At 66.0% G+C, this 22,985-nt stretch carries 21 protein-coding genes and 1 pseudogene; 12 read left to right on the top strand and 10 right to left on the bottom strand.

The annotated features are described in order from the left end of the window. Positions 1-40: 40 nt before the first annotated feature. The gene (locus tag IEX71_RS10735) at positions 41-865 is read right to left on the bottom strand and encodes a hypothetical protein (protein WP_188836996.1); all 825 of its coding nucleotides are present in this window, start codon (positions 863-865) and stop codon (positions 41-43) included. 89 nt (positions 866-954) lie between these two features. On the opposite strand from IEX71_RS10735, the gene argS reads away from it, so the two are divergent. Further along, a complete protein-coding gene (gene argS / locus IEX71_RS10730) occupies positions 955-2,721 on the top strand; it encodes an arginine--tRNA ligase (RefSeq protein ID WP_188836995.1) in 1,767 nt (588 codons plus the stop codon). Between the two features lie 137 nt (positions 2,722-2,858). On the opposite strand, the gene IEX71_RS10725 is transcribed toward argS, so the two are convergent. Next, positions 2,859-4,586: an alpha/beta hydrolase gene (locus tag IEX71_RS10725; RefSeq protein WP_188836994.1), complete on the bottom strand. Its 1,728-nt coding sequence runs from the start codon at positions 4,584-4,586 to the stop codon at positions 2,859-2,861. Positions 4,587-4,762: 176 nt separating this feature from the next. On the opposite strand from IEX71_RS10725, the gene IEX71_RS10720 reads away from it, so the two are divergent. Beyond that, positions 4,763-4,939 (top strand): MbtH family NRPS accessory protein, encoded by a 177-nt coding sequence (locus tag IEX71_RS10720; RefSeq protein ID WP_188836993.1) that lies wholly within the window; start codon positions 4,763-4,765, stop codon positions 4,937-4,939. A gap of 46 nt (positions 4,940-4,985) precedes the next feature. Here IEX71_RS10720 and galE read toward each other — a convergent pair whose 3' ends face one another. Further along, a complete protein-coding gene (gene galE, locus IEX71_RS10715; protein ID WP_188836992.1) occupies positions 4,986-6,008 on the bottom strand; it encodes a UDP-glucose 4-epimerase GalE in 1,023 nt (340 codons plus the stop codon). A 117-nt stretch (positions 6,009-6,125) separates the two neighbouring features. Here galE and IEX71_RS10710 point away from each other — a divergent pair, with 117 nt between their 5' ends. Then, on the top strand, positions 6,126-6,614 hold the full coding sequence (locus IEX71_RS10710; RefSeq protein WP_188836991.1) for a DivIVA domain-containing protein: 489 nt from the start codon (positions 6,126-6,128) through the stop codon (positions 6,612-6,614). Positions 6,615-6,783: 169 nt separating this feature from the next. Here IEX71_RS10710 and paaK read toward each other — a convergent pair whose 3' ends face one another. Then, complete coding sequence (paaK, locus tag IEX71_RS10705) at positions 6,784-8,076, bottom strand: phenylacetate--CoA ligase PaaK (RefSeq protein WP_188836990.1); 1,293 nt, start codon at positions 8,074-8,076, stop codon at positions 6,784-6,786. Further along, positions 8,076-8,489: a hydroxyphenylacetyl-CoA thioesterase PaaI gene (paaI, locus tag IEX71_RS10700; RefSeq protein ID WP_188836989.1), complete on the bottom strand. Its 414-nt coding sequence runs from the start codon at positions 8,487-8,489 to the stop codon at positions 8,076-8,078. Before paaI ends, paaK begins: the two co-directional genes overlap by 1 nt. A 288-nt stretch (positions 8,490-8,777) precedes the next feature. On the opposite strand from paaI, the gene IEX71_RS10695 reads away from it, so the two are divergent. The 5 genes from IEX71_RS10695 (at position 8,778) to IEX71_RS10675 (ending at position 14,081) form a co-directional block, all read left to right on the top strand. Then, positions 8,778-9,599: a L,D-transpeptidase gene (locus IEX71_RS10695; RefSeq protein WP_188836988.1), complete on the top strand. Its 822-nt coding sequence runs from the start codon at positions 8,778-8,780 to the stop codon at positions 9,597-9,599. Between the two features lie 167 nt (positions 9,600-9,766). After that, a complete protein-coding gene (locus IEX71_RS10690; protein WP_188836987.1) occupies positions 9,767-11,725 on the top strand; it encodes a S53 family peptidase in 1,959 nt (652 codons plus the stop codon). 113 nt (positions 11,726-11,838) lie between these two features. Further along, a complete protein-coding gene (locus IEX71_RS10685) occupies positions 11,839-12,588 on the top strand; it encodes a hypothetical protein (protein ID WP_188836986.1) in 750 nt (249 codons plus the stop codon). A 444-nt stretch (positions 12,589-13,032) separates the two neighbouring features. Next, positions 13,033-13,548 (top strand): SigE family RNA polymerase sigma factor, encoded by a 516-nt coding sequence (locus IEX71_RS22815; RefSeq protein ID WP_373284606.1) that lies wholly within the window; start codon positions 13,033-13,035, stop codon positions 13,546-13,548. Beyond that, a complete protein-coding gene (locus IEX71_RS10675; protein WP_188836984.1) occupies positions 13,545-14,081 on the top strand; it encodes a hypothetical protein in 537 nt (178 codons plus the stop codon). The genes IEX71_RS22815 and IEX71_RS10675 overlap by 4 nt, the downstream gene beginning before the upstream one ends. Before the next feature lie 54 nt (positions 14,082-14,135). On the opposite strand, the gene IEX71_RS10670 is transcribed toward IEX71_RS10675, so the two are convergent. The 4 genes and pseudogenes from IEX71_RS10670 to IEX71_RS10655 all read right to left on the bottom strand — a co-directional run bounded on the left by IEX71_RS10670 (position 14,136) and on the right by IEX71_RS10655 (position 17,242). Next, complete coding sequence (locus IEX71_RS10670) at positions 14,136-15,053, bottom strand: amidase domain-containing protein (protein ID WP_188836983.1); 918 nt, start codon at positions 15,051-15,053, stop codon at positions 14,136-14,138. An 808-nt stretch (positions 15,054-15,861) separates the two neighbouring features. Then, positions 15,862-16,002, bottom strand: a pseudogene (locus tag IEX71_RS22810) (IS3 family transposase); the annotation flags it as partial. A gap of 12 nt (positions 16,003-16,014) precedes the next feature. Beyond that, positions 16,015-16,554, bottom strand: a complete 540-nt coding sequence (locus IEX71_RS22670) for an IS3 family transposase (protein WP_373284618.1) — start codon at positions 16,552-16,554, stop codon at positions 16,015-16,017. 340 nt (positions 16,555-16,894) lie between these two features. Then, positions 16,895-17,242 carry a transposase gene (locus IEX71_RS10655; protein ID WP_188836981.1) on the bottom strand — a complete coding sequence of 116 codons (348 nt, stop codon included), beginning with the start codon at positions 17,240-17,242 and terminating at the stop codon, positions 16,895-16,897. A gap of 712 nt (positions 17,243-17,954) precedes the next feature. On the opposite strand from IEX71_RS10655, the gene IEX71_RS10650 reads away from it, so the two are divergent. Further along, entirely contained in the window at positions 17,955-18,899 is a 945-nt protein-coding gene (locus tag IEX71_RS10650; protein ID WP_188836980.1) for an NUDIX hydrolase, read from the top strand. A 94-nt stretch (positions 18,900-18,993) separates the two neighbouring features. On the opposite strand, the gene IEX71_RS10645 is transcribed toward IEX71_RS10650, so the two are convergent. Further along, on the bottom strand, positions 18,994-19,389 hold the full coding sequence (locus IEX71_RS10645; RefSeq protein WP_188836979.1) for a phage holin family protein: 396 nt from the start codon (positions 19,387-19,389) through the stop codon (positions 18,994-18,996). Between the two features lie 74 nt (positions 19,390-19,463). On the opposite strand from IEX71_RS10645, the gene hisC reads away from it, so the two are divergent. The 3 genes from hisC to IEX71_RS10630 all read left to right on the top strand — a co-directional run bounded on the left by hisC (position 19,464) and on the right by IEX71_RS10630 (position 22,980). Beyond that, the gene (hisC, locus tag IEX71_RS10640) at positions 19,464-20,558 is read left to right on the top strand and encodes a histidinol-phosphate transaminase (RefSeq protein WP_188836978.1); all 1,095 of its coding nucleotides are present in this window, start codon (positions 19,464-19,466) and stop codon (positions 20,556-20,558) included. Between the two features lie 212 nt (positions 20,559-20,770). Beyond that, a complete protein-coding gene (pdhA, locus tag IEX71_RS10635) occupies positions 20,771-21,991 on the top strand; it encodes a pyruvate dehydrogenase (acetyl-transferring) E1 component subunit alpha (RefSeq protein WP_188836977.1) in 1,221 nt (406 codons plus the stop codon). After that, positions 21,991-22,980, top strand: a complete 990-nt coding sequence (locus tag IEX71_RS10630) for an alpha-ketoacid dehydrogenase subunit beta (protein WP_188836976.1) — start codon at positions 21,991-21,993, stop codon at positions 22,978-22,980. Before pdhA ends, IEX71_RS10630 begins: the two co-directional genes overlap by 1 nt. Positions 22,981-22,985 lie beyond the last annotated feature (5 nt).

The following is a 22,985-nucleotide window of genomic DNA, read 5'->3' as shown; positions in this document are numbered from 1 at the left end:
CACTCCGCGAACCGCGGGCTACCGGATCTGCACGAGCGGATCAGGTGTCGCGACCGGGTCCGGTGCCGCCACCGGGTCCGGACGTGGGGCCGGGGAACGTGACGTAGCCCTTGGGGACGTCGACGTGTTTCTGGGTGTCCCAGCCGTCGAACTTCGCGGTGCCGTCGGAGCCGTCGTCGGACTTGCCGGACACCTCGGCGACGTTGTTGCTGCCGTCCGCCAGCACCTTGAAGGTGTTGACGTCGCCACTGTTGCCCTCGTCGGTCGCGACGAAGAGCGCGGTGCCGTTGTCCGATGCCCGGCTGGTCTTCATCTCCGCCAGCTCGCTGTCGGACAGCGCGCCGTCACCGAGCATCTCGTCCAGCACCGCGCGAATGGTCAGTTTGCTGACGCTGCTGCGCGTCGTCGACTTCTCGGGGGCCAGCACCCACTTGTCGGCCAGCAGGGCCGCGGTCGTGCTGTTGGACTTGACGGCGTTCTCCCAGAAGTCCTGGTTGCCCTTGATGTAGTACTTGTCGTCCACCGTGCGCAGCGTGGCATCGCCACCGACCGGATCCTTGACCGACAGCTCCTGATTGGTGCCGTCCATCGTGCCGTGTATGTCGATGGTCTGCATGCCGGTGCCGTCGTCGATGGTCGCGTGGACGTGCGCCGACTTCGCCGAGCGGTATGCCGAACGGGCGTCGTCGGCGAGCTTCTTCGCGTCCGGGACGGGTGCGTTGGTGTCCACGCTCGCTGCGGAGGGACCGGACACGTTCGAGGACGGGTTGGTCACGGTGACGGCATCGCCGGATCCGCACGCGACCACCGCGGGACTGAGCGCGATGGTGAGTGCACAGATGCTGATGCGTGTGACGGGCCGCATCGTCCCAGGGTAATAGGGGTGCCGTACCGTCCCGCACGGCGCTGATAGCGATTCGTCCGGTCCCGGCTGCACGGCTTAATCTTGGCGGCATGACCGATCCGACCCTTGCTCTGACAACACGCGTCCAGCAGGCCCTCGCCGAGGCCTTCGGACCGCAGTGGCGAGAGGTGGATCCGGTGATCCGTCCGGCCAACAAGCGTCAGACCGACGCGGACTTCCAGGCCAACGCCGCGATGGCGCTGGCCAAGCGGGTCGGCAAGCCGCCACGGGAGATCGCCCAGGCGATCGCCGATCAGATCGGTGCCGACGACGGCCTGATCGCCTCCGTCGAGATCGCTGGTCCCGGATTCCTCAACCTGACCCTGCGCACCGACTGGTTGGCGGCAGCTGCCACCCACCAGTTGGCGGACGACCGGCTCGGCATACCGACACCGGAGCACGAGACCGTCGTCGTCGACTACTCATCGGTCAACGCCGCCAAGGAGATGCACGTCGCGCACCTGCGCAGCGCGGTGGTCGGTGACTCGCTGGTGCGGACCCTGGAGGCGCTCGGTCACGACGTCATCCGGCAGAACCACCTCGGTGACTGGGGCACCGCCTTCGGCATGCTGATCGAGCACCTGCTGGAGGTCGGCGAGGGCAGCGACGAGGCGAAGCTACTGGAGTCCGACCCGAACGCCTTCTACCGGGCGGCCCGTGCCAAGTTCGACTCCAGTGACAAGGCCGAGCCGGCAGGCTCGGCGGGGGATTTCGCGGTGCGGGCGCGTCAGCGGGTGGCGACGTTGCAGAGCGGTGACCCGGACAGCCTGCGGCTGTGGTCGGAGATCATGGACCTGTCGAAGGTCTACCTCAACAAGGTCTACACCGAGCTCGGCGTGCTGCTCACCGACGACGACATCCGCGGGGAGTCGTCATACAACGACGAGCTGGCCGAGGTCTGCGACACGTTGGAGGCCCAGGGGATCGCCGTGGTCAGCGCCGGTGCGCTGTGCATCTTCCAGGACGAGTTCATCGGCCGCGACGACAAGCCGGTGCCGCTGATCATCCGCAAGTCCGACGGCGGATACGGCTATGCCACAACGGATCTGGCGACCATTCGGCATCGCTCGCTTGACCTGCACGCCGACCGCGCGCTGTATGTCGTGGGCGCCCCGCAGAACCTGCACTTCCGGATGGTCTGGTCCGCCGCAGACAAGGCCGGGTGGGTCAAGGGCACCGAGCCGATCCACGTGCAGATCGGCAATGTCGTCGGCACCGACGGCAAGATCCTGCGCACCCGGTCGGGCGACTTGATCGCGTTGCAGTTCCTGGTGGATTCGGCGCTGGAGCGCGCTGCCCAGGTCGTCGCCGAGTCTCGTCCGGACCTGTCCGACGAGGAGCGGGCCACGATCGCGCACCAGGTCGGCATCGGCTCGATCAAGTACGCCGACCTGTCGGTGTCGCACGACTCCGGCTACACCTTCGATCTGGACCGGATGCTGGCGTTGCAGGGCAACACCGGCCCTTACCTGCAATACGCAACCGCCCGGATCCGGTCGATCCTGTCGCGCGCGGATGCCGTCGCATTCGACGGGCCGATCGTGCTGAGTGAGCCGGACGAGCGTGCTCTGGCGTTGCGGTTGTCGGACTTCGGACCGGTCGTCGCGGACGTGGGCGAGTCGCTCGAGCCGCACCGACTGGCGGCATACCTCTATGAGCTGGCCTCGACGTTCACGGCGTTCTACGAGCACTGCCCGGTGCTCAAGGCCGAGGACCCCGCGATCCGCGACAGCCGGCTCGCGCTGTGTGCGCTCACTCGCAAGGTCCTGGTCAAGGGCCTCGACCTGCTCGGCATTCAGGCCCCCGACCAGATGTAGCCAACCCCTTCGCCGACAGGACAGGCAACTACCGAGAGGACAGCGGATTCGGGGTCCACATCACCCGAATCCGCTGTCCTTTCGGTCGTCCGCTGTCCTGTCGGCGAGAGGGTGTCGATCGAGCGCGCGGAGCAGTCCTAAGCGTGCGGACCGCCGAAGATGTCGCCGATCAGCTTCTCCAGGATCTTCAGCAGGGTGTCGCCGACGCTGTCCGACTCGTGCTTCTCGGCCGGCTTCTTCGAGTCGTCCAGGCTCGGCTTCGGCCCGGAGACCTGCTTGCCGGTCGGGTAGACCTTGTCATCGCCGGGCAGCGGCACACCCTGACAGACCGAATCCTTCGTGATCAGTGCGCCATTCATCAGGAAGCCGTATGCCGCGTCGGTGACGCACTTGTTCTTGCTGCCCAGCACGGCGCCGTGGTTGCCCTGGTTGTTGACCGTGAGCAGCACGGTGTTGGCTGAGTCCTTGTGCGCGGCGACCGCACCCTCGTAGGGCGTCGCCGGGTCGAGCGTGGTGTCGACCATGAGGATCTTCGGTGCCTTTTCCGGCAATTTCGACAGGTCGACCTCGCTGTTGGTCGCCTTGTAGGGCCAGTACGCACACTGGTTGACGACCTGCCCGTAACCGAGAAGCGGGTACTTCGGGCCGAGACTGCGCGCCCGGCCGACGTAGTAGTCGGGGTCCTTCTTCCACGACGTGTCGTTGCACGTGGTGGCCATGAAGGTGGTGCTCTCGCGGTTGTCGGTGTAGCTGTCGGACCCAGTGCTCAGCAGTGAGAACGCCTGGTAGAGAGCGATCTTGTCGCCCTCACGGGCTTCGTCCAGGAAGCCGAGGAACTTCGCCGCCGTCACCAGGCCCTTGTCCGAATACATCTGCTGGGCCAGCACGTTGTCGACGACGTTCGCCGAGAAGAAGCCGAGCTTGCCCTCGGCGGCGGCCTTGCGGACCCGCGTGTGGGTCGCCTCGACCTCGGCGGTGGTGGAGCCGATGCCATAGGTGTCGTCGTGGCGGGCGGCCCACGGCTCGAACTGCTCGGAGAAGCGGCGTTGGAAGCCCATCGGCTGGTAGCCGAAGCTGGCCTGGAAGTTCTTGGTGAAGGCGGTGTTGCTGTCCAGGACGAAGCGCCCGACGTGCTCCGGGAAGAGCGTCGCATAATGCGCGCCCAGCCAGGTGCCGGCTGAAACACCGTAGTAGTCAACCTTTTTCACGCCAAGCAGCTGGCGCACGAGGTCGTGATCGCGGGCCGTGTTGTCGGTGTTGATGTAGGGCAGGTAGTCGCCGTGTTGTGCGACACACTTGTCGACGGAGGCCTTCACCGCGGTCTGCAGCGCCTTGACGTTCGCGTCGGTCAGGTGGTGATTGTCGCGGACCTTGGACTTCGGCGGGTCACAGCTGACCGGGGTGCTCTCACCGGTGCCGCGCGGGTCGACGCCGACCACGGTCTCGGTGCGGCCGAGCGGAGACATGGCGGCGACGATGGCCGAGAAGCGGGCGGCCGGACCACCGGGTCCACCGGGGTTGGTGAAGACGACCCGGTCGGACTTGCCCGACTGCTCGGGCTTGGTGCGGGTGACCATCAGCTTGAGGTCGCCCTTGTCGGGGTGGGAGTAGTCCTTCGGCGCCGTGACCTGCGCACACTCGGACCGCTCCGCAGCCTTGCCGAGGTCGCGGACCTCCTTCGGGCACAGCGCGGCGCTCCAGGTGAGGTGTTGGGACGTGTACTTGTCGAGGTTCGCGTGCGTGGGCGACAGGCTGCCGGACTCGGCGGCCGCATGGGCCGGTGCGGTGGCCAGCGCCTCCCCGCTCGCGGCGACCAGGACGGCCAGGGCACTCACGGTGACGAGGCGCGGCAGGCGACGGCGCATGGCTGAACTCCTTGGTGGTTCTGGCGTTGATCGATGTTGTCCTGGTGGACGTGGCGAAGGTGCGGGTCGGTTCCGACCGTCCCCGCGTCGTGAAATATGGAGCGCTTCACCGGTCGCGTGCGTCACACTGGAACCACGAGCATGACGCTCGGGGGTTGGAGTGACTGGGAGGGACCATGTCCGAAGACCCGGATACAAGGCTGTATTTCGTCGTGGAAGGTCGCGTTGGCCGACTCATCATCTGGTCGTGCACCAACCGGATGCCGCAGGACTGGCGCGTGGCCTTCGGGCCCGGCACGCACACCCAGTGTGAGCAGTATCTGCAGACGCACCAGCACTTCGCCCACCACTGACGCCCTAGCCACTCGGGGGCGCCGGTACGACGGTGCTCGTCCCGCGTCAGCCCTCGGGGAAGCCGTTCGGGTTCTCCGACTGCCAACGCCAGGTGTCGGCGCACATGTCGTCGATCGTGTGGGTCGCCTGCCAGCCGAGTTCCTGCTGCGCGCGGGTCGGGTCGGCCCAGTAGGCTGGCAGGTCCCCGGCGCGCCGCTCGACCACTTCGTAGGGCAACTCATGTCCGACCGCCCGCTCGAACGCGTGCAGCAGCTCCAGCACCGAAGTGCCTTCTCCTGTGCCGAGATTGAACGCCCGCACCGGCTCGTCCATCGTCGGTAGGTGCTCGAGGGCTGCGACGTGCCCGGCGGCCAGGTCCATCACGTGGATGTAGTCCCGCTCGCCAGTGCCGTCCTTGGTCGGGTAGTCGTCGCCGAAGACGCGCAGCTTGTCGCGGCGACCCACCGCCACCTGTGCGATGAACGGCATCAGGTTGTTGGGGATCCCCTGCGGGTCCTCGCCGATCATGCCTGACGGGTGAGCGCCGACCGGGTTGAAATAGCGCAGCAGGGCCACCCGGAAGCCGTCGGTGATCGTGGCGACGTCGGTCAGCACCCGCTCGATCATCACCTTCGTCCGGCCGTATGGCGAAGAGGCCGAAAGCGGCTCGTAATCCTCGTGATAGGGCACGGGGGCCGTGTCGCCATACACCGTCGCCGAGGAGGAGAAGACCAGCTTGTCGACGCCGTGCCGGGTCATCGCGCGCAGGAGTGAGAACGTGCTGTCGAGGTTGTTGCGGTAGTAGTCCAGCGGCTTCTCGACGCTCTCACCGACCGCCTTGAATCCGGCGAAATGGATGACGGCGTCGAACTTCTCGGAGGCGAAGAGGTGCTCGGTCTTGTCGGCGTCGGTCAGGTCGAAGGCGTGCAGCGGGATGGTCTTGCCGGACAACGTCTCGAGTCGGCCGAGCACGGTCGGCTTGCTGTTGGCGAAGTCGTCGACTATGACGACGTCGTGCCCGTGCTCGAGCAGGGCAAGGACTGTGTGGGAGCCGATGTAACCGGCACCGCCGGAGACGAGTACGCGCATGGGAACTCAGGTTACGGTGCAAGGATGCAGCCCGTGGTGAGGACCCTGTGGACAGCCGATCATATTTCGCGAGTGGAGAAACCGACGCTGACCACTCAGCCTCGGGGCGGATACGTCATGGCCGACGTCCAACGCCAGCTGGACCGCGTCGTGTCGCTGATGCGAGCGCAACAGCCGGTCCCCGCGATCGGCACCGTCGGGCTGCGCCGGGCCCGCTTCAAGGAGGGCTACACGCCCGAGTCGGTGACAGCGCTCTTCGACAACATCGCTGAGTGGCAACGGCAACTCAACATCCAGCACGAGGTGTATGACGTCGACACTGCCGACCAGCAGTCGGACGATCGCAGCAGGCTGAAGTGGAGCCGGGAGCAGCAGGTTTGGGTGCGTGAAATCGCTTTCACCACGACGAGATTCGGGTCCGCCTATGAAGTCGACCAAGTGGACGACTTCCTCGACAACGTGTTGCGCGCCATGGGCAACGGTGAGCCACTGCCCAACATCCAGTCGGCGCAGTTCCACATGGCCCGCACCGGCCGTGGCGGGTATGACGCCGCCGCCGTCGACCACTTCCTCGACCAGCTCGAACGCATCCGCCCGCTGAACTGAATTGCTTCGACTCCTCGCACCTCGGGCGGAGCGACGGCTCGCGAGCTCGCTCGGCGCTCCGACCGAGCTGGTCGTCGTCTCGCGGGCGCCCACTTGTCGCTCGGCTCAGTCCATCTCGCCTGTCGCCCGCGTGGTTCGAGTAGCGGCGAGGGCCCGAACCGCCGACGGCCTACTTGGGGCGGTTGTCGACGATCCGGCGCGCCTTGCCGACGGAGCGCTCGATGCCACCGACCGGCAGGACAGTCACCTTGGCGGTGGTGCCGATGCGGTCCTTGATGTCACGCGCCAGGTCGGTCTCGACCTGCGCCCACAGGTCACTGGAGAAGCCTTCTGCTGCTTCGACATTCACGGTCATCTCATCGAGGCGCCCCGGCCGGCTCAGCACACACTGGAAGTATGGCGACAGCCCGTCATACGCCAGGGCCAGCTCCTCGATCTGGGTCGGGAAGACGTTGACTCCACGGATGATCATCAGGTCGTCGCTGCGACCGGTGATCTTGGCCATCCGCCGGAACGACGGGCGCGCCGTGCCGGGCAGCAGCCGTGTCAGGTCGCGAGTGCGGTAGCGCAGCACCGGCATCGCCTGCTTGGTAAGCGAGGTGAAGACCAGCTCGCCCTCCTCGCCGTCCGCCACCGGGTCACCGGTGACCGGGTCGATGATCTCGGGCAGGAAGTGGTCCTCCCAGATCGTCGGCCCGTCCTTGGTCTCGACGCACTCCATCGCGACGCCGGGGCCCATCACCTCGGAGAGCCCATAGATGTCGACGGCGTCGATGCCGGCCCGCTCCTCGATCTCCGCGCGCATCGCGTCGGTCCATGGCTCGGCACCGAAAACACCTACCTGCAAGGGCAATTCGCGCGGGTCGATGCCCTGCGTGGTCATCTCGTCGAGGATCGACAAGAAGTATGACGGCGTGACCATGATCGCTCGTGCGCCGAAATCGCGTAGCAGTTGCACCTGCTTGGCGGTCTGCCCGCCGGACATCGGGACGACCGTGCAGCCCAGGCGCTCGGCGCCGTAGTGCGCGCCGAGGCCGCCGGTGAAGAGTCCGTAACCGTAGGAGACCTGGCAGATGTCGCCCGGTCGCACGCCCGCCGCGCGCAGGGAACGTGCGACCAGGTCGGCCCAGGTGTCGATGTCGGCCTGTGTGTAGCCGACGACGGTCGGCATGCCGGTGGTGCCGCTCGAGGCGTGGATGCGCACGACCTGCGAGCGCGGGACCGCGAACATCCCGAAGGGATAGTTGTCCCGCAGGTCGGCCTTGCCGGTGAAGGGCAGCAGCCGCACATCGGCGAGGTCCTTGATGTCATTCGGATGAACACCGCTGGTGTCCAAGGCGTTCCGGTAGTGCGGCACGTTCTTGTATGCCGCCGCGACCGTCTCCTGCAGGCGCGCCAGCTGGTGCGCCCGCAACTCGTCCACCGACCACTTCTCAGCGGCGTCCAACTCTGCTCCGGCCATCAGCCAATCCTCCTCGACCTGCCCCGAAACTCTGCAACTACTTCACCGTCGGACTCGCGGCGGACGGTCACGTCGGTGATGCCGGACCGCCCATAGGTGACCCGCTCGCTCGCCTCGGCGATCAGTACGTCCCCGAGTCGCCCGGCCGTCACGAACGAGATGTCTCCGCCCGAGGCCACCGTGGTGTGGCCGCTCGCGTTGCACGCGAGGGCGAACGTCGAGTCGGCCAGCAGGAAGATGTGGCCGCCGTGCGCGATGTCGTGCCCGTTGACCTGGTGCTCGCGCAACTGCATGCGGGTGCGTGCGTGGCCGCGCCCGTCGTCATACAGGCCGACGTCCAACAACTCGATCTCCTGGGCGGCCGACGCGCGGTCATCCCGCCACATCGTCCGCACGTGACTCATCGCCTCCATGCGGACAGCCTGCCACCGCGTGGGCGGCCGGGGGAGCCTTCCGGCCGAATTACTGACCAATCGATCAGTATTTGGACAATGCGTCGGATCGGGCCGGGTCGACCGGGCACTTCGGTCGACTTCGGCCGATGATTCGGCAAATCGGCGGGAGCCTGTGCAGAATGCGGAACGGCGTCGCCCTCGGCGGCGTCCCACCGCTCCGCTGCTGAACAGAAAGCATTCGTTGTGACCGAACCAGGTAGGCACCGCGTCGGCGGGGGCAACCCCATGCGTCAGGTGGGGACGTCGGTGGCAGGAGTCGTGGCCGGCTTCGTGGTCGTGGCCCTCGTGGTGTTCGTCGGCGTGAAGATCTTCGGCGGTGGCGACGACAAGCCTCCGACCGCTGCGACGACATCGGCGTCGCAAGCTCCGACGTCGAGCGTCCCCGACATCCCGGTGCCGGACGTGCCGCAGTCCGTCCTGGACAAGCTGCCGGTGGCCGACACCGACGGCAAGGTCGCCAAGGCTCCGATCGATCTGAAGAGCGCGAGCGGCGGGAACGCCATACGCGTCGACAAGGCCATGCCGGGTTTCGCCGAGCCTGGGAAGGACCCGATCACCGTCATACCCAAGTCGCAGATCGGCAGCACGACGTGGCTGCCGGTGCTGCGCACGAAGCGCGGCTGGGCGCAGGTGCGGTTGCCGGCGCGACCCAACGGCGCGACGGCCTGGATCCCCGAGGCCGGCCGCGACCGGGCCCAGACCAAGTGGGCCGTCCGGGTCAAGCTGTCGAAGGGCACCATCACCGTCACGTATGACGGCAGGTCTCGCGGCACCTGGGACATCGGCCAGGGCAAGGACACGACGCCGACGCCGGCGGGCGAGACCTTCCTGCTCAGTGGGTTCGTCGACCCCAACCAGACCTTCTCGCCGGTCATCTACGCGCTCGGTTCGCACTCGGACACCCTCGACTCGTATGGCGGAGGTCCCGGCACGGTGGCGGTCCACGGCTGGCCGACGAAACAGGGCAGAGAGGGAAAGGTGTCGCACGGATGCATCCGCGTCCCGGACGCCGCGCTGAAGCTCTTCGCGAAACTTCCCACCGGCACGCCGGTCGACGTAGTGGCGTGAGGCGCGCCGTGCCGCGCCGAATGAACATCGGGCGGCCGTTTCGGAGAGACGGCTAGACCTGTTCGTGATATTGGGTACTGTGTTACCCGCGCCACACCCCGATCTCCGGTCCGTAAGCGATTCACAAGCCACGGATCCAGGCAAAATCCAAAATGGGAGGAATTTTGATGAAGCGTCGTCATGTCGCGACAGGAGCTGTCGCGTTGACAACGGCCATCGCGATGGCGGGAGCTGGTGCCACCATGGCACACGCTGCCGGCAACGGGAGTGACAAGGTGCGGTTGACCAACTCCGGTCCCACCGCCCTGCCCAACCACTCCGGTCTGCGCACCCTCGGTGTCGCATCCAGCAGCCAGAGTCTCCAGCTGTCGATCGCTGTGCCGCTGCGCAACGAGGCACTGCTGGACAGCATGCTCGCCAAGGGCACCGTCATCTCGCCGGCACAGTACGAGCGCCTCTTCGGTGCCTCGCCGGCCTCGTTGAAGAAGGTCGCCGACTGGGCCAAGGACAACGGACTGAAGGTCACCTCGCGTGACGCGTCCAACGGTCTCGTCAACGTCAGTGCCCCGGTGCGCACGGTCAACAAGGCGTTCTCGCTGAAGATGGAGCGGGTGGCGCTCGGCGCCCACACCGGCCTCGCGCCGAACTCCGCGCCGCAGCTGCCGAAGGCGCTCGGTGTCACCAGCGTCTCCGGTCTGTCCACCGTGACCACGCGGCACACCGGTCCGGTCGCCAAGAACCTGAAGAAGACCAAGGTCGCGTTCGACGCACCCAAGCGCAACACCATGAACAGCAGTTCCAGGTCGCCCTTCGCCAAGAGCGGCCAGGGTTCGCTGGGCGGCAAGACGACGGCTGCGACGGCGACGAACGGCTACTGCTCGACCTACTGGGGCGAGAACCTCGCGGTGACCGCGAAGAAGTTCCCCAGCATGTCCAACCCGATGTGTGGTTACTCCCCGCAGCAGGCCGTCAAGCTCTACAACGCCAGCAAGGGACAGACCGCCAAGAGCAACGTCGGCGTCCTGCTGTGGTGTGACGACAAGAGCGCTCTGACCAAGGCCAACCAGATCTCGGATCACTTCAAGTACCCGAGGCTCGCGAGCTACCACAACGAGTCGGTCGCCGAGAACCCCCAGTACTGCGACGGTGACCCGCTGGGCGTCTACGCCGAGCAGAACATGGACATCCAGACGTCGCACTACATGGCACCGCAGGCCTCGGTCTACTACTACGGCGCCTCGGCACCGACCGACAGCGCACTGCTGACCATGTTCAGCAAGGCGGTCAACGACCACAAGGTCAGCACCCTGTCCATGTCCTGGGGTGGCGACGAGGCTCCGGCCAGCAGCAGCTTCCAGACGCAGTTCAACCGCATCGCCGCAAAGGCATCCGTGACCGGCATCAGCCTCTTCGCCAGCAGTGGTGACATGGGTGACGGCAGCATCGAGGAGAACGGCACCGGCCCGAGCCGTGCCAAGACCCCGAGTTTCCCGGCCACCTCGCCGTTCGTCACTGCGGTCGGTGGCACCGTGGCGCCGCTCGCCCAGGACGGCTCTCGAGCCTTCACCGGTGGCTGGTCCAACACCCTGTGGGACCAGCCGAACCCGGCCAGCACCTCCGGCATCACCCAGTTCCCGTTCTTCGGTAACTCGGTCGGCGCCGGCGGTGGAGTCAGCAAGGCTTACAACCAGCCCGCATGGCAGAAGGGTGTCGTGACCGGTTCGACGACCAAGCGCACGTTCCCGGACGTCAGCGCCATCGCCGACCCGGCCTCCGGCCTCGGTCTGAACTTCGACGGCAGCGGCATCTACGCCGGTGGCGGCACCAGCCAGTCCTCGCCGCTCGTCGCGGCGCTGGTCGCTGACTCCAAGGCACTGACCGGGCGCAAGGTCGGCAACGCCGCGCCCTACTTCTACAAGCTGAGGGGCACGTCCAACATCACCGACGTGAAGCCGCTGACGGCGGGCAAGTACGGCACCGTTGCCGGGCAGCTGCGCAGCAACGGCCACTACGTGCTCGAGGGCCTCGAGCAGCCGGCCGACTCGCTGCGCACCAAGGCCGGCTGGGACAACGTGACCGGTCTGGGCGAGCCCAGCGGCAGCTTCCTGACGTCCTTCGGCAAGTGACGTTCGCGGAAAAAACTGAGCTAGATCCGGTGGTGCGGGCGGCGCCGAGCGCCCGTCCGCACCACCGGCCACAACGTACTTTTCGAAAGATGAATTGAAGGGGAGCAAGACCTATGAAACGCAACACTGCGTTGTTCGGGGCCTCGCTGGTGGCGGGTGTCGCCGCTGCTTCGGGGCTGATCATGACCAGCACGTCCAGTTCGGCAGCGCCGAGCGACACGTTCTACGGCGTCGCCTGGGGCGATGCGACGAGCGGTGAGACATCGGGCGGCTGGACCACCGGCACCTACGCCGACCCGTACGGCGTCGAGTTCTCCGGAAGCGCGACCGCCGGGACGGGGACCTTTCACCTGACCTCGAACGGTGGAGCCACCGTGACGGTCACGACGACGTGTGTCGCCGGTAAGCCGAGTGTCGCCGTGGTCGGCGGCGGCGCTGCCGGTGTCCACACCGGGGGTTCGGTGTCGCTGGCGAAGTTCACCGGCGCCGCCAACGCACAGGGCACGGTGACCTTCGCGACGCAGAAGGTCGGCGGTCACACAGCGGGCGCCTACATCAACTTCGCACCGGGCCTCGCGGGCACATGGGTCGCGCTCACCGGCGCGGACTGCACGACGTCCTCGTCGAGCACGACCAACCCGCCGACCTCGAGCTCGACGACCAACCCGCCGACCTCGAGTTCGACGACGGCACCGCCCAGCTCCAGCACCACCGCGCCGCCGAGCTCCAGCACGACGGCACCGCCGACCTCGACGACTACGCCGCCGAGCTCCAGCACCACCGCGCCGCCGACGACGCCGCCGGCCACCACGGAGCCGCCGACGCCGACACCGACGACCACGACTCTCCCGGTCACCGGCTGATCTCGGTCATCTCTGCACGACACGACTGTGCCCCCGAGCGCCATACGGTGCTCGGGGGCATCGGCTGTGTAGATGAGCCCACACCGTTTGACGACGATAATCTCCGGCGACACGAGGTCCGCCCCAAAGGGATGTCTGCAGGCGAAGTTCGGCACCGTAGTAGCTGCCTCGGGCAGATACCTGAGGCGATGACCGATTTGCCCACTGTACCGGATCTGATACCCGGCGCTCAGAACAGGCGTCAGCGGCTGGCTCCGGCTCCTCAAGGAGGGTCGTCAGATGGTCCCACCGAATTAGGTCTGGCCGTCCCGCGCGAGCAGCCACGCTTCTGTTGTGATCCGGGCCGCGCAGCATCCGCAACCACGGGGTCATTCGGCGGCTGCATGGGCCGTCCGATTTAGACAGGCAGCGGTACTCAACCTTTTGGGTCCGACTAACGTCTATATGGGTATGACATTCAAATCTGCTGCTGCCGATGCCGAGTTCACTCGGTTCGTTCAGCAGGCAGCCCCATCGCTGCTGCGTACCGCGTGGCTCTTGTGCGGGGATGAGGGTCGCGCAGAAGACCTAGTGCAAGACGCGCTTGGGAAGGTGTATCTGAAGTGGGGCTCGGTCCGGGCAGGTCGGCCAGCAGCGTACGCCCGGAGGGCCATTGTCAACGCGAACACTGATAGGCAGCGCCGACGCCTGCCGGAAATTCTGAGTTCGACGGCTCCTGACCATAGTGCGGAAACACCGTCGGGCCTGGAGACGATACATAGTCGTGAGGTGCTGCTCGCAGCGCTGAAAAAGTTGCCGAATCGAGAACGGCAGGTTGTGGTCTTGAGGTACTACGTGGACCTGCCGGAGCGTGAGGTCGCCGAGATGCTGAACGTCAGTTTGGGAAGCGTTAAGAGTTCGGCATCTAGGGGTCTTGCCACCCTCCGGGCCAGCATGTCAGAAAAGGAGCTCCGACCATGACCGTGGACATCGAGAAAGCCCTCGCCGAGACGCCAACTCAGCCGATGCGTGTCGACCCGGCGCAGGTCATCCACAATGCGCGACGTCGCCGCTTTCGTCAGCGGATGGCCGTCGGTGCCGCGGCCGTGGCTTCCACTGCGCTAGTTGCAGGTGTAGCGTTCGGCAATCCGTTCACGGGCCAGCCGCGGACATTGCCGGCATCGCAACTGCCACCGGCCTCTACCAACGTCACCGAGGTTACCAAGTGGTACCTGCAGAAGGTGGAAGCGCAAGACTGCGCTGCCGTCAGAAGTCTGACGCTCGCTGGTGCGGGGGTCTGGTGCTCGACACCACGGCTAAAGGGGTATAAGGATCTCCAGGGACCGGATCATTACAATGCATCCTGGTTGGGTAAGCCTGTTGAATGTCTCACCTTCGAAAGATTGACGAGCGGAAGCGGAGATCATACCGTCCCATCGGGATGGTCGCCCTGGGAATTATGCTTCAACAAGACTGCATCCGGCTGGCGGCTGTTTAGTCAAGGGAACATGTAGAACTGGGTTACCGGAAAGGGTACTTCCGGTAACCCAGTTCTCATTCCCAATGAGTTAGGTGCGTGCGGCGGCGAACCATGAGTTCCGGTTCCGGGACGACGAGCTCAGAATCTCACTGAGAGGCTTGTTGTAGTAGGCGTTCTTGCGCGTGTTTCCGCTGTGCTGACTCATCAACGGCTTTCCGTTCCGGTGGCCAGTGCACATTTGCCAGTGATCCACGGCATGGTTTCGGTCGTAATCATATGCAAGGCAGTCGCCGAGCCCCAACGACCAAATAGACCCAAGCCATCGTACGCGACCTGAGTAGATCATGAAGTTCTTGAGGTTATTGGAGCCGCCCCAAGTATAAGAGGTCGCTCCGAATCCACCTGCACCGTCGCACCACCAATTCGAGGTGTACTTGCGGTTCAATGGCCAAACTCCTGAGTGTCTCTCTGGCCATCCTCCATAGTACAACGCTTGCGATATGAAGTTCGTGCAATCCTCGCTGAAACGCGGGTAACTCGGATTAAATCGGTACCACCATGAATGGCAGTAGGATGCCATCGCGCTGTAACTCAAGTTCAATGAGTCCGTCGCAATGCCTGCTGGCACAAGCGCCCCCGCCGTGCCTTTTGCGATGAGCTCCTGTGTAGATGGGTAGCCCTGCGTCGCGTAGACGGGCATGAGGCTTGCATCGCTCGGGTCGTCAGGGTCTTCGCCGGTGAGGCCAGCGGCGACGAGTTGCGGCATGTTGGACGCGTACGCCGACTCGAACTGCGTGATCGGGAACGAGTATGCGTCCGCGGGAAGGTACGTCGATGACGTCACATTCCAGCTACCCATGGCGAAGATGAAGGCCATTTCGTGGGTTGCGATGTACTCCGTGTACGTGCCGTCACTTGCCTGTGCAACTCCATCGAAGTACAGACGCGTGGTCTCCTCGACGATCACGTCTGCGCTGAAGTTGTTTCCACTCCCGCTCACAATCATGCATGTCGTGCTGGCCGACGAGTAGCCTCCGTGAGTTGTGGTAGCGCTAGCTCCCGCTGCAAGCAGAGCAGTCTTGTCGCTATCCGTTATGGCCGCGGCTCCTCCGGTCAGCACCTTGCGCGTCGGCGGAGGATTGTTGGTGACGAACGCAGCCCGAGTGCCTAGGTAACCTCGGGCAGCATTCGTCAAGGATGTCTGTTGGCTCGTCGTCAAGCTAAGGCTGTTCGGATCGTCGATCGGTATCTGTTGATTGTCGAGCCATGTTGGAGTATCCGTGGCGGTGGTGTCTGCGCGCGCGCTGGGCTTCCATCGATGCCCAGCAGCATAGACCCGGCGGCTACGCCCGACCCGAGAATGATGTTTCGGCGACTTGGTTTCATGGCAGTGTTCTGCCTTTCCCTCCCACAGGTGGTTCACATACGACTGTTGTCGTTTACCCCTGGCTAGGGAAAGAGTCCTCCGCTGGCTCGGCCGTGTCAACGGGTTCCTCAGATTTTGACCAGAGACAAGGATTTTTCTATTTCGCGCACGTGCGCGCGCTCTAGGCGGTAAGCGTTGGACTTCTCCGCCGCCGGTAGACATGCCATCCTCGACCGTCTTCGTCCTGGTCCTGTACATGTCAACCAGCCAGCTAGCCTCGAAAGGGACTATCGCAATTTCGGTGCTTCTGGTCCGTGACGCGCCCTCGCTGGGGCGGGGTCGGAGTAGTGCCGCATGACTGCAGGGCTTGAGCAGACTGGGCAGAAAAAGAAACAGGAACCGGACCGGGCGCAGCGGTCGTGATTCACCCCGGGTTTCTTGGAGGCTTTCAGGGTGTTGCTCCGACGAGGTCGGCGGAGCTGTGTTCAGCGTAGTGGGCCGCTTCGTATTCGGCGGGTGGGATGTCGCCGATGCTGCCGTGGAGGCGGCTGGTGTTGTACCAGTAGACCCACTCGGCGACGGCGATTTCGACGTCGTCGAGTCACTTCCACGGCCCGTTGGCGGCGAGGATGTGCCGGTTGCGGATCAGCTCGGCCTTGAACGTCGAGTTGAGCGCTTCTGCGGCGGCGTCGTACGAATCTCCTTTCGTGCCAACGGAAGCGACGGCTTCGACTTCGTCGAGCCGGTCGGTGTAGCGGATGGCCCGGTATTGCACGCCGCGGTCGCTGTGATGGGTCAGGCCGGTCACGTCCCGGCCGGCGCGGGCTTGCTGCCACAACCCCATCTCCAGTGCGTCGTAGGCCAGGTTGGTGTGCAGGCTGGTACTGACCTGCCAGCCGGTGATTCGCCGGGAGAACATGTCCATCACGAATGCCGCGTACACCCACCCCGAACACGTTCTGATGTACGTGATGTCGGCAACCCACAGCCGGTTGGGGGCCGTCGCGGTGAAGTCGCGGTGCACCCGGTCGCCGGGACGGTCGGTCTCCGGCGCTGGTTTGGTGGTGCGCGGGCTCTTGGCCTTGCACGCACCACGCAAGCCGTCGGCGCGCATCAACCGCTCCACCGTGCATCGCGCCACCGCAGGCGGCACGATCACCGGATCCGGTAACGCAACGACGGAATGCGCAGCTACTGACGGGACGGCGACCGTGGCTGCGCGGATCCGTGAATCTCGTTCTCGAGCAAGGTCTTTCCACACCTTCCGCGCTCCGTACACGTGATAGTTCTTCGCGTGTGCGGGCGGATCCGCGCCGTCGTGGCCACGTCGCGGACGGCCCTGGCCGAGGCTGGCCGGGAGCGTGCCGCGTAATAGGTGCTCGGGGCAATCTGCGCGCACGTGCCCTCCAGTGCGGCGATGATCGGCTCGACCCCGTGCTCGTCCTTGTGCTCGTCCTTGTGCTCGGTGACGAACCGGACCTTCAGTGCTGTTGGCGGTCGAGCTCCGCGCCGAAAAAAGTCGCGGCCTGCCGCAGGATCGTGTTCGCCCGCTTCAACTCACGCACTTCTCTTTCCAGCGCGATCACGCGCTCCCGATCACTGACCTCGTCCGCCGGCGCGTTGCTACCAGCAGGCAGCGACGTTCGTGACCGCGGGCGGCCACCTTCAGCGACGCGAACCCAGTTGCGCAACGCCTCCGGATGCACATCCAACTGCTCCGGGATCCGAGCGATCGCGCCACGCCGCGTCGAGGCATCCGCGCGAGCGTCCATCGCCAGCCGCGTCGCCCGCTCCTTCAACTCTTCCGGGTACTTCCGTGGTGCTGCCATGACTCATCATCCTTCCGGTCAATGAGCCTCCAGAAAACCCGGGGTGAATCACAACCCCGTCACACCGACCGGGTCACGCCATACCGTCTAGCGGAGTCCGAGAAGTTCACCGCCCTTGGAGGGCGGTACTTGGCGCTGATCCGGGTTGTGGACCAACGCCCGGCAAGAGTTCACCCTGTTCCTGTCCTGCGACGCGGAGCCCCCAATGAATCCTGTTCTCTCCCAGAGCAATCGAATCGCTGAATGCTCGCTAACGGTGTCGGTCCGGGCCGAGGCCGCCTCCCCAACGAGCAAGCAGCGCTCAAATGCCCGTACCTAGTCATCCGGTCACTGGACCGGGGCGGCACGATGAACGTCGCCCGGGCTTTCCGCGACCGGCGTCTAGCTAACAGGTGGACCATCGCCGCCGCTTCCGACCGCTTAAACGTGCGATCGCCAGGCAGATCTTCAAAGCCCGACGGGACCATGCGTCGTGCCCGACTAAAGCGACCTGCGACCCGCTCGCCGAGCCAAGAAATCTGACCTTGACCGCCGCCGAGCATCTGGCCTGCGGCCAGCGCGATCGGCGAACTCGAACTTGGCCGCCGACCCAACGGCGAGCTCGCCTACCACCTCCGCCTATGGCTCCAAACAGCTTGACACGCAACGGGAGCACCAATCCCTGCTGTCCGTCACGAGACAAGGAGCCGGGCCGGTCTGGCAGGCTGCGAGTATGACGCAGGCGCCGCATCACGCACCGATCCTCGGCGACGGCCGCGAGTTGCGCCGGATGGCGCCCGGCTCGGTGCCGCAGCCGGAGGGCGACGTCCCTGGCTGGGTGTCGGACGAGCACGTCCACGCGTTCGCCATCGACGACGGGGACGAGCAGGCCGGTGTCGTCGCGCTGCGGCTACCCGAACACCGTGACGGCGCAGGGCAACTCGCGTGGCAACTGCGCCCCGAGTCCCGCGGGCGCGGCCTCGCTGCGAGTGCACTCCGCGCAGTCGTCGAGCACGGCTTCACCGATCTCGGACTGCGCCGCATCGAGGCGTATGTCGCCCGCACCAACCGGCCGGCGTTGCGGACCGCCGCCCAGGCCGGGCTGCGCACCGAAGGGGTGCTGCGCGGCTTTCGGGACGGCGTCGACGGCGTCGTCCTCGGCCGCCTCTCGACCGATCCCGAGCCCGGCACCCGTGACGCGTTCACCGCCTGGCTGAACAGCTCGTTGCCCACCAAGCGCGCCATCGCGCAGGCGCTGATCCGTGACGACGCCGGCTGCCTGCTGGTGTGTGAGCTGGTCTACAAGAAGCCCTGGGATCTGCCCGGCGGGGTCGTCGATCCACAGGAGTCGCCCGCGACAGCGGTCGTGCGCGAGCTTCATGAGGAGCTGGGGGTCACCGCAGAGGTCCGGTCCCTCGCGGCCGTGAGCTGGTTGCCCGCCTGGCGCGGCTGGGACGACGCGACGTTGTTCCTCTTCGAGGTGACCGTGCCGGCGGCGGACCTGGGCGCCATACAACTGGAGGCGCGGGAGATCCGGGCCGTGCACTGGTGCGACGACTCGGAGTTGGCCGAGCACGCGGCCGACTACACGGTGCGGGTCGCGCGGCAGGCGTGTGCCGCGCTCGACGCCGGCACGGGGACCGTCTACCTGGAGGACGGCCGCCCACCGCGGTGGTGATCGCTGTAGGGGACGACCTCAATGCGGTAACCGAAGGCGACAGGCAAGGTTCCGGCGACCGAACGAGAAGCGGACGCCCGTGAGCCGAACAAATTCAGTGCTGCTCGAGGGAGTCCGGGAGGAGCATGTTGACCAGCATGCTGATGAACGACACGACCAGGGCACCGAGCACGGCCGCCCAGAAGAAGTCGTCGACGTGGAAGGCCAGACCGAGCGAGTCGGACAGCCACGACAGGATCTGCAGCATGAATGCGTTGACGATGAAGGTGAACAACCCCAGCGTCAGCACGATCAGCGGGAACGAGAAGAAGTGCGCGATCGGCTTCACGATCACGTTGATGACGGCGAAGACGAGTGCGACGACGATGATCGACAACACCTTTGAGCTGGTCGACTTGTCGGCCTCGGCCAGGGTGATGCCCGGCACGACGATCGCCGTGATCCACAGCGCGACGGCGTTGATTCCGGTTTTGACCAGGAAGTTCTTCATACCTCCAGCTTGTCACGTATGACGTCAGCAGCCACTTCGAACGCGCTCGCCGCAGGGTTCTAAGCTGCGGAAGTATGACTGACGCCACACCGGGGACCGTCCGACTGCGAGCGACCCTCGAGTCCATCCCCCGTTACGTCGCGGGCAAGCCGGCAGCCGAGCAGCCCGGGCGGACGACATACAAGATCAGCAGCAACGAGAACCCGTACCCGCCGTTGCCGTCCGTGCTCCAGGTCGTGCAGGACGCGATGCTGAGCATGAACCGCTACCCCGACATGGGCACGGTCGCGTTGCGGGAGGCGATCGCACAGCGCTTCGACGTCGACGCCGACCAGGTCGCCACCGGCACCGGCAGCGTCGGCCTGCTCGGCACGTTGCTGCAGATCACCAGTGGCCCGGGTGACGAGGTCGTCTACGCGTGGCGCTCGTTCGAGGCCTACCCGATCGTCGTCGGGCTGTCCGGCGCCACCGGGCTGCAGGTGCCACTCGACGGCGAGGCACGGCACGACCTGAAGGCGATGGCCGACGCCATCACCGAGCGCACCCGGCTGGTCATCGTCTGCAGCCCCAACAACCCGACCGGCCCGGCAGTTCGTGCCGACGAGCTCGAGGAGTTCCTCGAGCGGGTGCCGTCGGACGTGTTGGTCGTGCTCGACGAGGCCTACCTGGAGTTCAATCACGACGCTGATGCCGCCGACGCCCTCGCTGTATGGCGCTCCCACCCGAATGTCGCTGTGTTGCGGACGTTTTCGAAGGCCTACGGTCTCGCCGGACTGCGGGTGGGCTACTGCATCGCGCACGAGCAGGTGGCTTCGGCGCTGCGCACGGCCGCGGTGCCCTTCGGTGTCTCGCACGTCGCGCAGCAGGCCGCGATCGCGAGCCTGGCGGCATACGACGAGCTCGACGAGCGGGTGCAGGCACTGGTCGCCGAGCGCGACCGACTACTGATCGGGCTGCGTGACCTGGGCTATCCGGTGCCCGACACCCAGGCCAACTTCGTCTGGCTGCCGCTCGGCGACAAGACACTCGACTTCGCCGCTGCCGCGGAGGCCGCGGGCGTCGTGGTGCGTCCATTCGCCGGGGACGGGGTCCGGTGCAGCGTCGGCGAGGTCGAGGCCACCGACCGCCTGCTCCAGGTGGCGGCCGATTTCGCGAACCGCGCAGGCTGATCCACCCCTACTCGCTGGTAGCGCTCCGGATTCGGCGGTTGGGACGCCCGCGGGTAATCTTCCGGCGTAAGGCAATGTGAGCCGCGTCATACGTCCTGGACCTTGCTCCGGGCGGTATGACGCCATGGCTCGGCACCCAGCCGGTGACCCCGGCACAGGTGCACGACACGTCGCGGCACACCCGGCCCGCGGCCGCCCGAGAAGGAGAACCCATGCCTGACGATGCAATGGATTCGGCGCCGGTGACGCCGACCCCCGTGAGACATCACGAGACGGTGGTGACAGGTCCGATGGAGCACGACATCACCGATGGCGGCCCCGACATGGTGCAGTTCGTCGACGGTGACGGCAATCGCCTGCCGACGAGCGACGCGAATGCCGAATACGCGCAGATCGTCGAGGAGATGACTCCCGAGGACGGCCGCTCGATGTACCGCGACCTGGTGCTGGTGCGCCGGATCGACGCCGAGGGTCACGCACTGCAGCGGCAGGGTGAGCTCGGCCTGTGGCCCTCGCTGCTCGGCCAGGAAGCCGCGCAGGTCGGTGCCGGTCGCGCGATGCGGCCGCAGGACTACGCCTTCCCGGGTTACCGCGAGCACGGCGTCGCCTGGTGCAAGGGAGTCCCGCCGGAGAACCTGCTGGGTCTCTTCCGCGGCGTCAACCACGGCGGCTGGGACAGCAACGCCAACAACTTCCACCTCTACACGATCGTCATCGGCAACCAGATGCTGCACGCGACCGGTTATGCGATGGGCATCCAGCGCGACGGCGATGTCGGCACCGGCGACGACGACCGCGATGCCGCGGTCATGGCGTTCACCGGTGACGGCGGCACGGCGCAGGGTGACTTCAACGAGGCACTCGTCTTCGCCGGTGTCGCGAACGCCCCGATGGTCTTCTTCGTCCAGAACAACCAGTGGGCCATCAGCGAGCCCAACTACAAGCAGTTCCGCATTCCGCCATACCAGCGCGCACGCGGCTTCGGCTTCCCCGGCGTCCGGGTCGACGGCAACGACGTGCTCGCCGTGTATGCCGTGACGAAGGCCGCCATGGACGCCGCCCGCGCCGGTCAGGGTCCGACGCTCATCGAGGCGTTCACCTATCGGATGGGCGCGCACACCACGTCGGACGATCCGACCAAATACCGCATCGCGGCCGAGGTCGACATCTGGCGCGAGAAGGACCCGATCACCCGCATGCGCGGCTTCCTCGCCAGCAAGGCCTACGCCGACGACGCGTTCTTCGACGGGGTCGACAAGGAGGCCGACGAGCTCGCGGCCCGGATCCGCAAGGCGTGCCAGGAGATGCCCGACCCGCCGAAGCCGGCGATGTTCGACGACATCTACGTCGACCCGCACCCGGTGGTGGAGCGCGAGAAGGCGGAGTTCATCGCCTACCAAGAGTCGTTTGCCGGATCGGAGGGTGGTCACTGATGACTGCTCAAAAACTGTCTCTCGCAAAGGGACTGAACGCCGGCATGCGCAAGGCCATGGAGGACGACCCGAAGGTCGTGCTCATGGGCGAGGACGTCGGCAAGCTCGGCGGCGTCTTCCGCATCACCGAGGGTCTGCAGAAGGACTTCGGCGAGGACCGCGTCATCGACACCCCGCTGGCTGAGTCCGGCATCGTCGGCACCGCGATCGGGCTGGCGCTGCGCGGCTACCGCCCGGTGGTAGAGATCCAGTTCGACGGGTTCATCTACCCGGCGTTCGACCAGATCATCAGCCAGGTCTCCAAGATGCACGCCCGGTCGCTCGGTCACCTCCGGCTGCCGATGGTCATCCGGGTGCCCTTCGGGGGCGGCATCGGCGCGGTCGAGCACCACTCGGAGTCCAACGAGGCCTACTTCGCGCACACCGCCGGCCTCCGGACCGTCACCTGCGCCGACCCGGCCGACGCCTACTGGATGATCCAGCAGGCCATCGCGTCCGACGACCCGGTGATGTTCTACGAGCCGAAACGCCGCTACCACGAGCGGGCTGAGGTCGAGCTGGACGAGTCCGCGGGTGCGCCGCTGCCGTTGCACAGTGCGCGCGTCGCCCGCGCGGGCAGCGACGTGACGGTGTTGGCCTACGGGCCGACGGTCAAGACCTGCCTCGACGCCGCCGGTGCGGCGCAGGGGGAGGGAAAGTCGCTCGAGGTCATCGACCTGCGGTCGCTGTCGCCGCTGGACACCGACACGATCTTCGCGTCGGTCAAGAAGACCGGCCGATGCGTCGTGGTGCACGAGGCGTCGACCTTCCTCGGCATGGGAGCCGAGCTGGCCGCACAGGTGCAGCGCGAGTGCTTCTACTCCCTCGAGGCGCCGGTGCTGCGCGTCGGCGGCTACAACATCCCCTACCCGCCGTCCCGCTACGAAGAGGATTTCCTGCCCGACCTGGACCGGATCCTCGACAGCGTCGACCAAGCGCTCAGCTTCTAAGGAGT

This window comes from Flexivirga endophytica (assembly GCF_014640635.1).
GTDB lineage: Bacteria > Actinomycetota > Actinomycetes > Actinomycetales > Dermatophilaceae > Flexivirga > Flexivirga endophytica.
The sequence above is the reverse complement of the archived record's forward strand: the minus strand, read 5'-3'. Positions and strand labels throughout refer to the sequence as shown.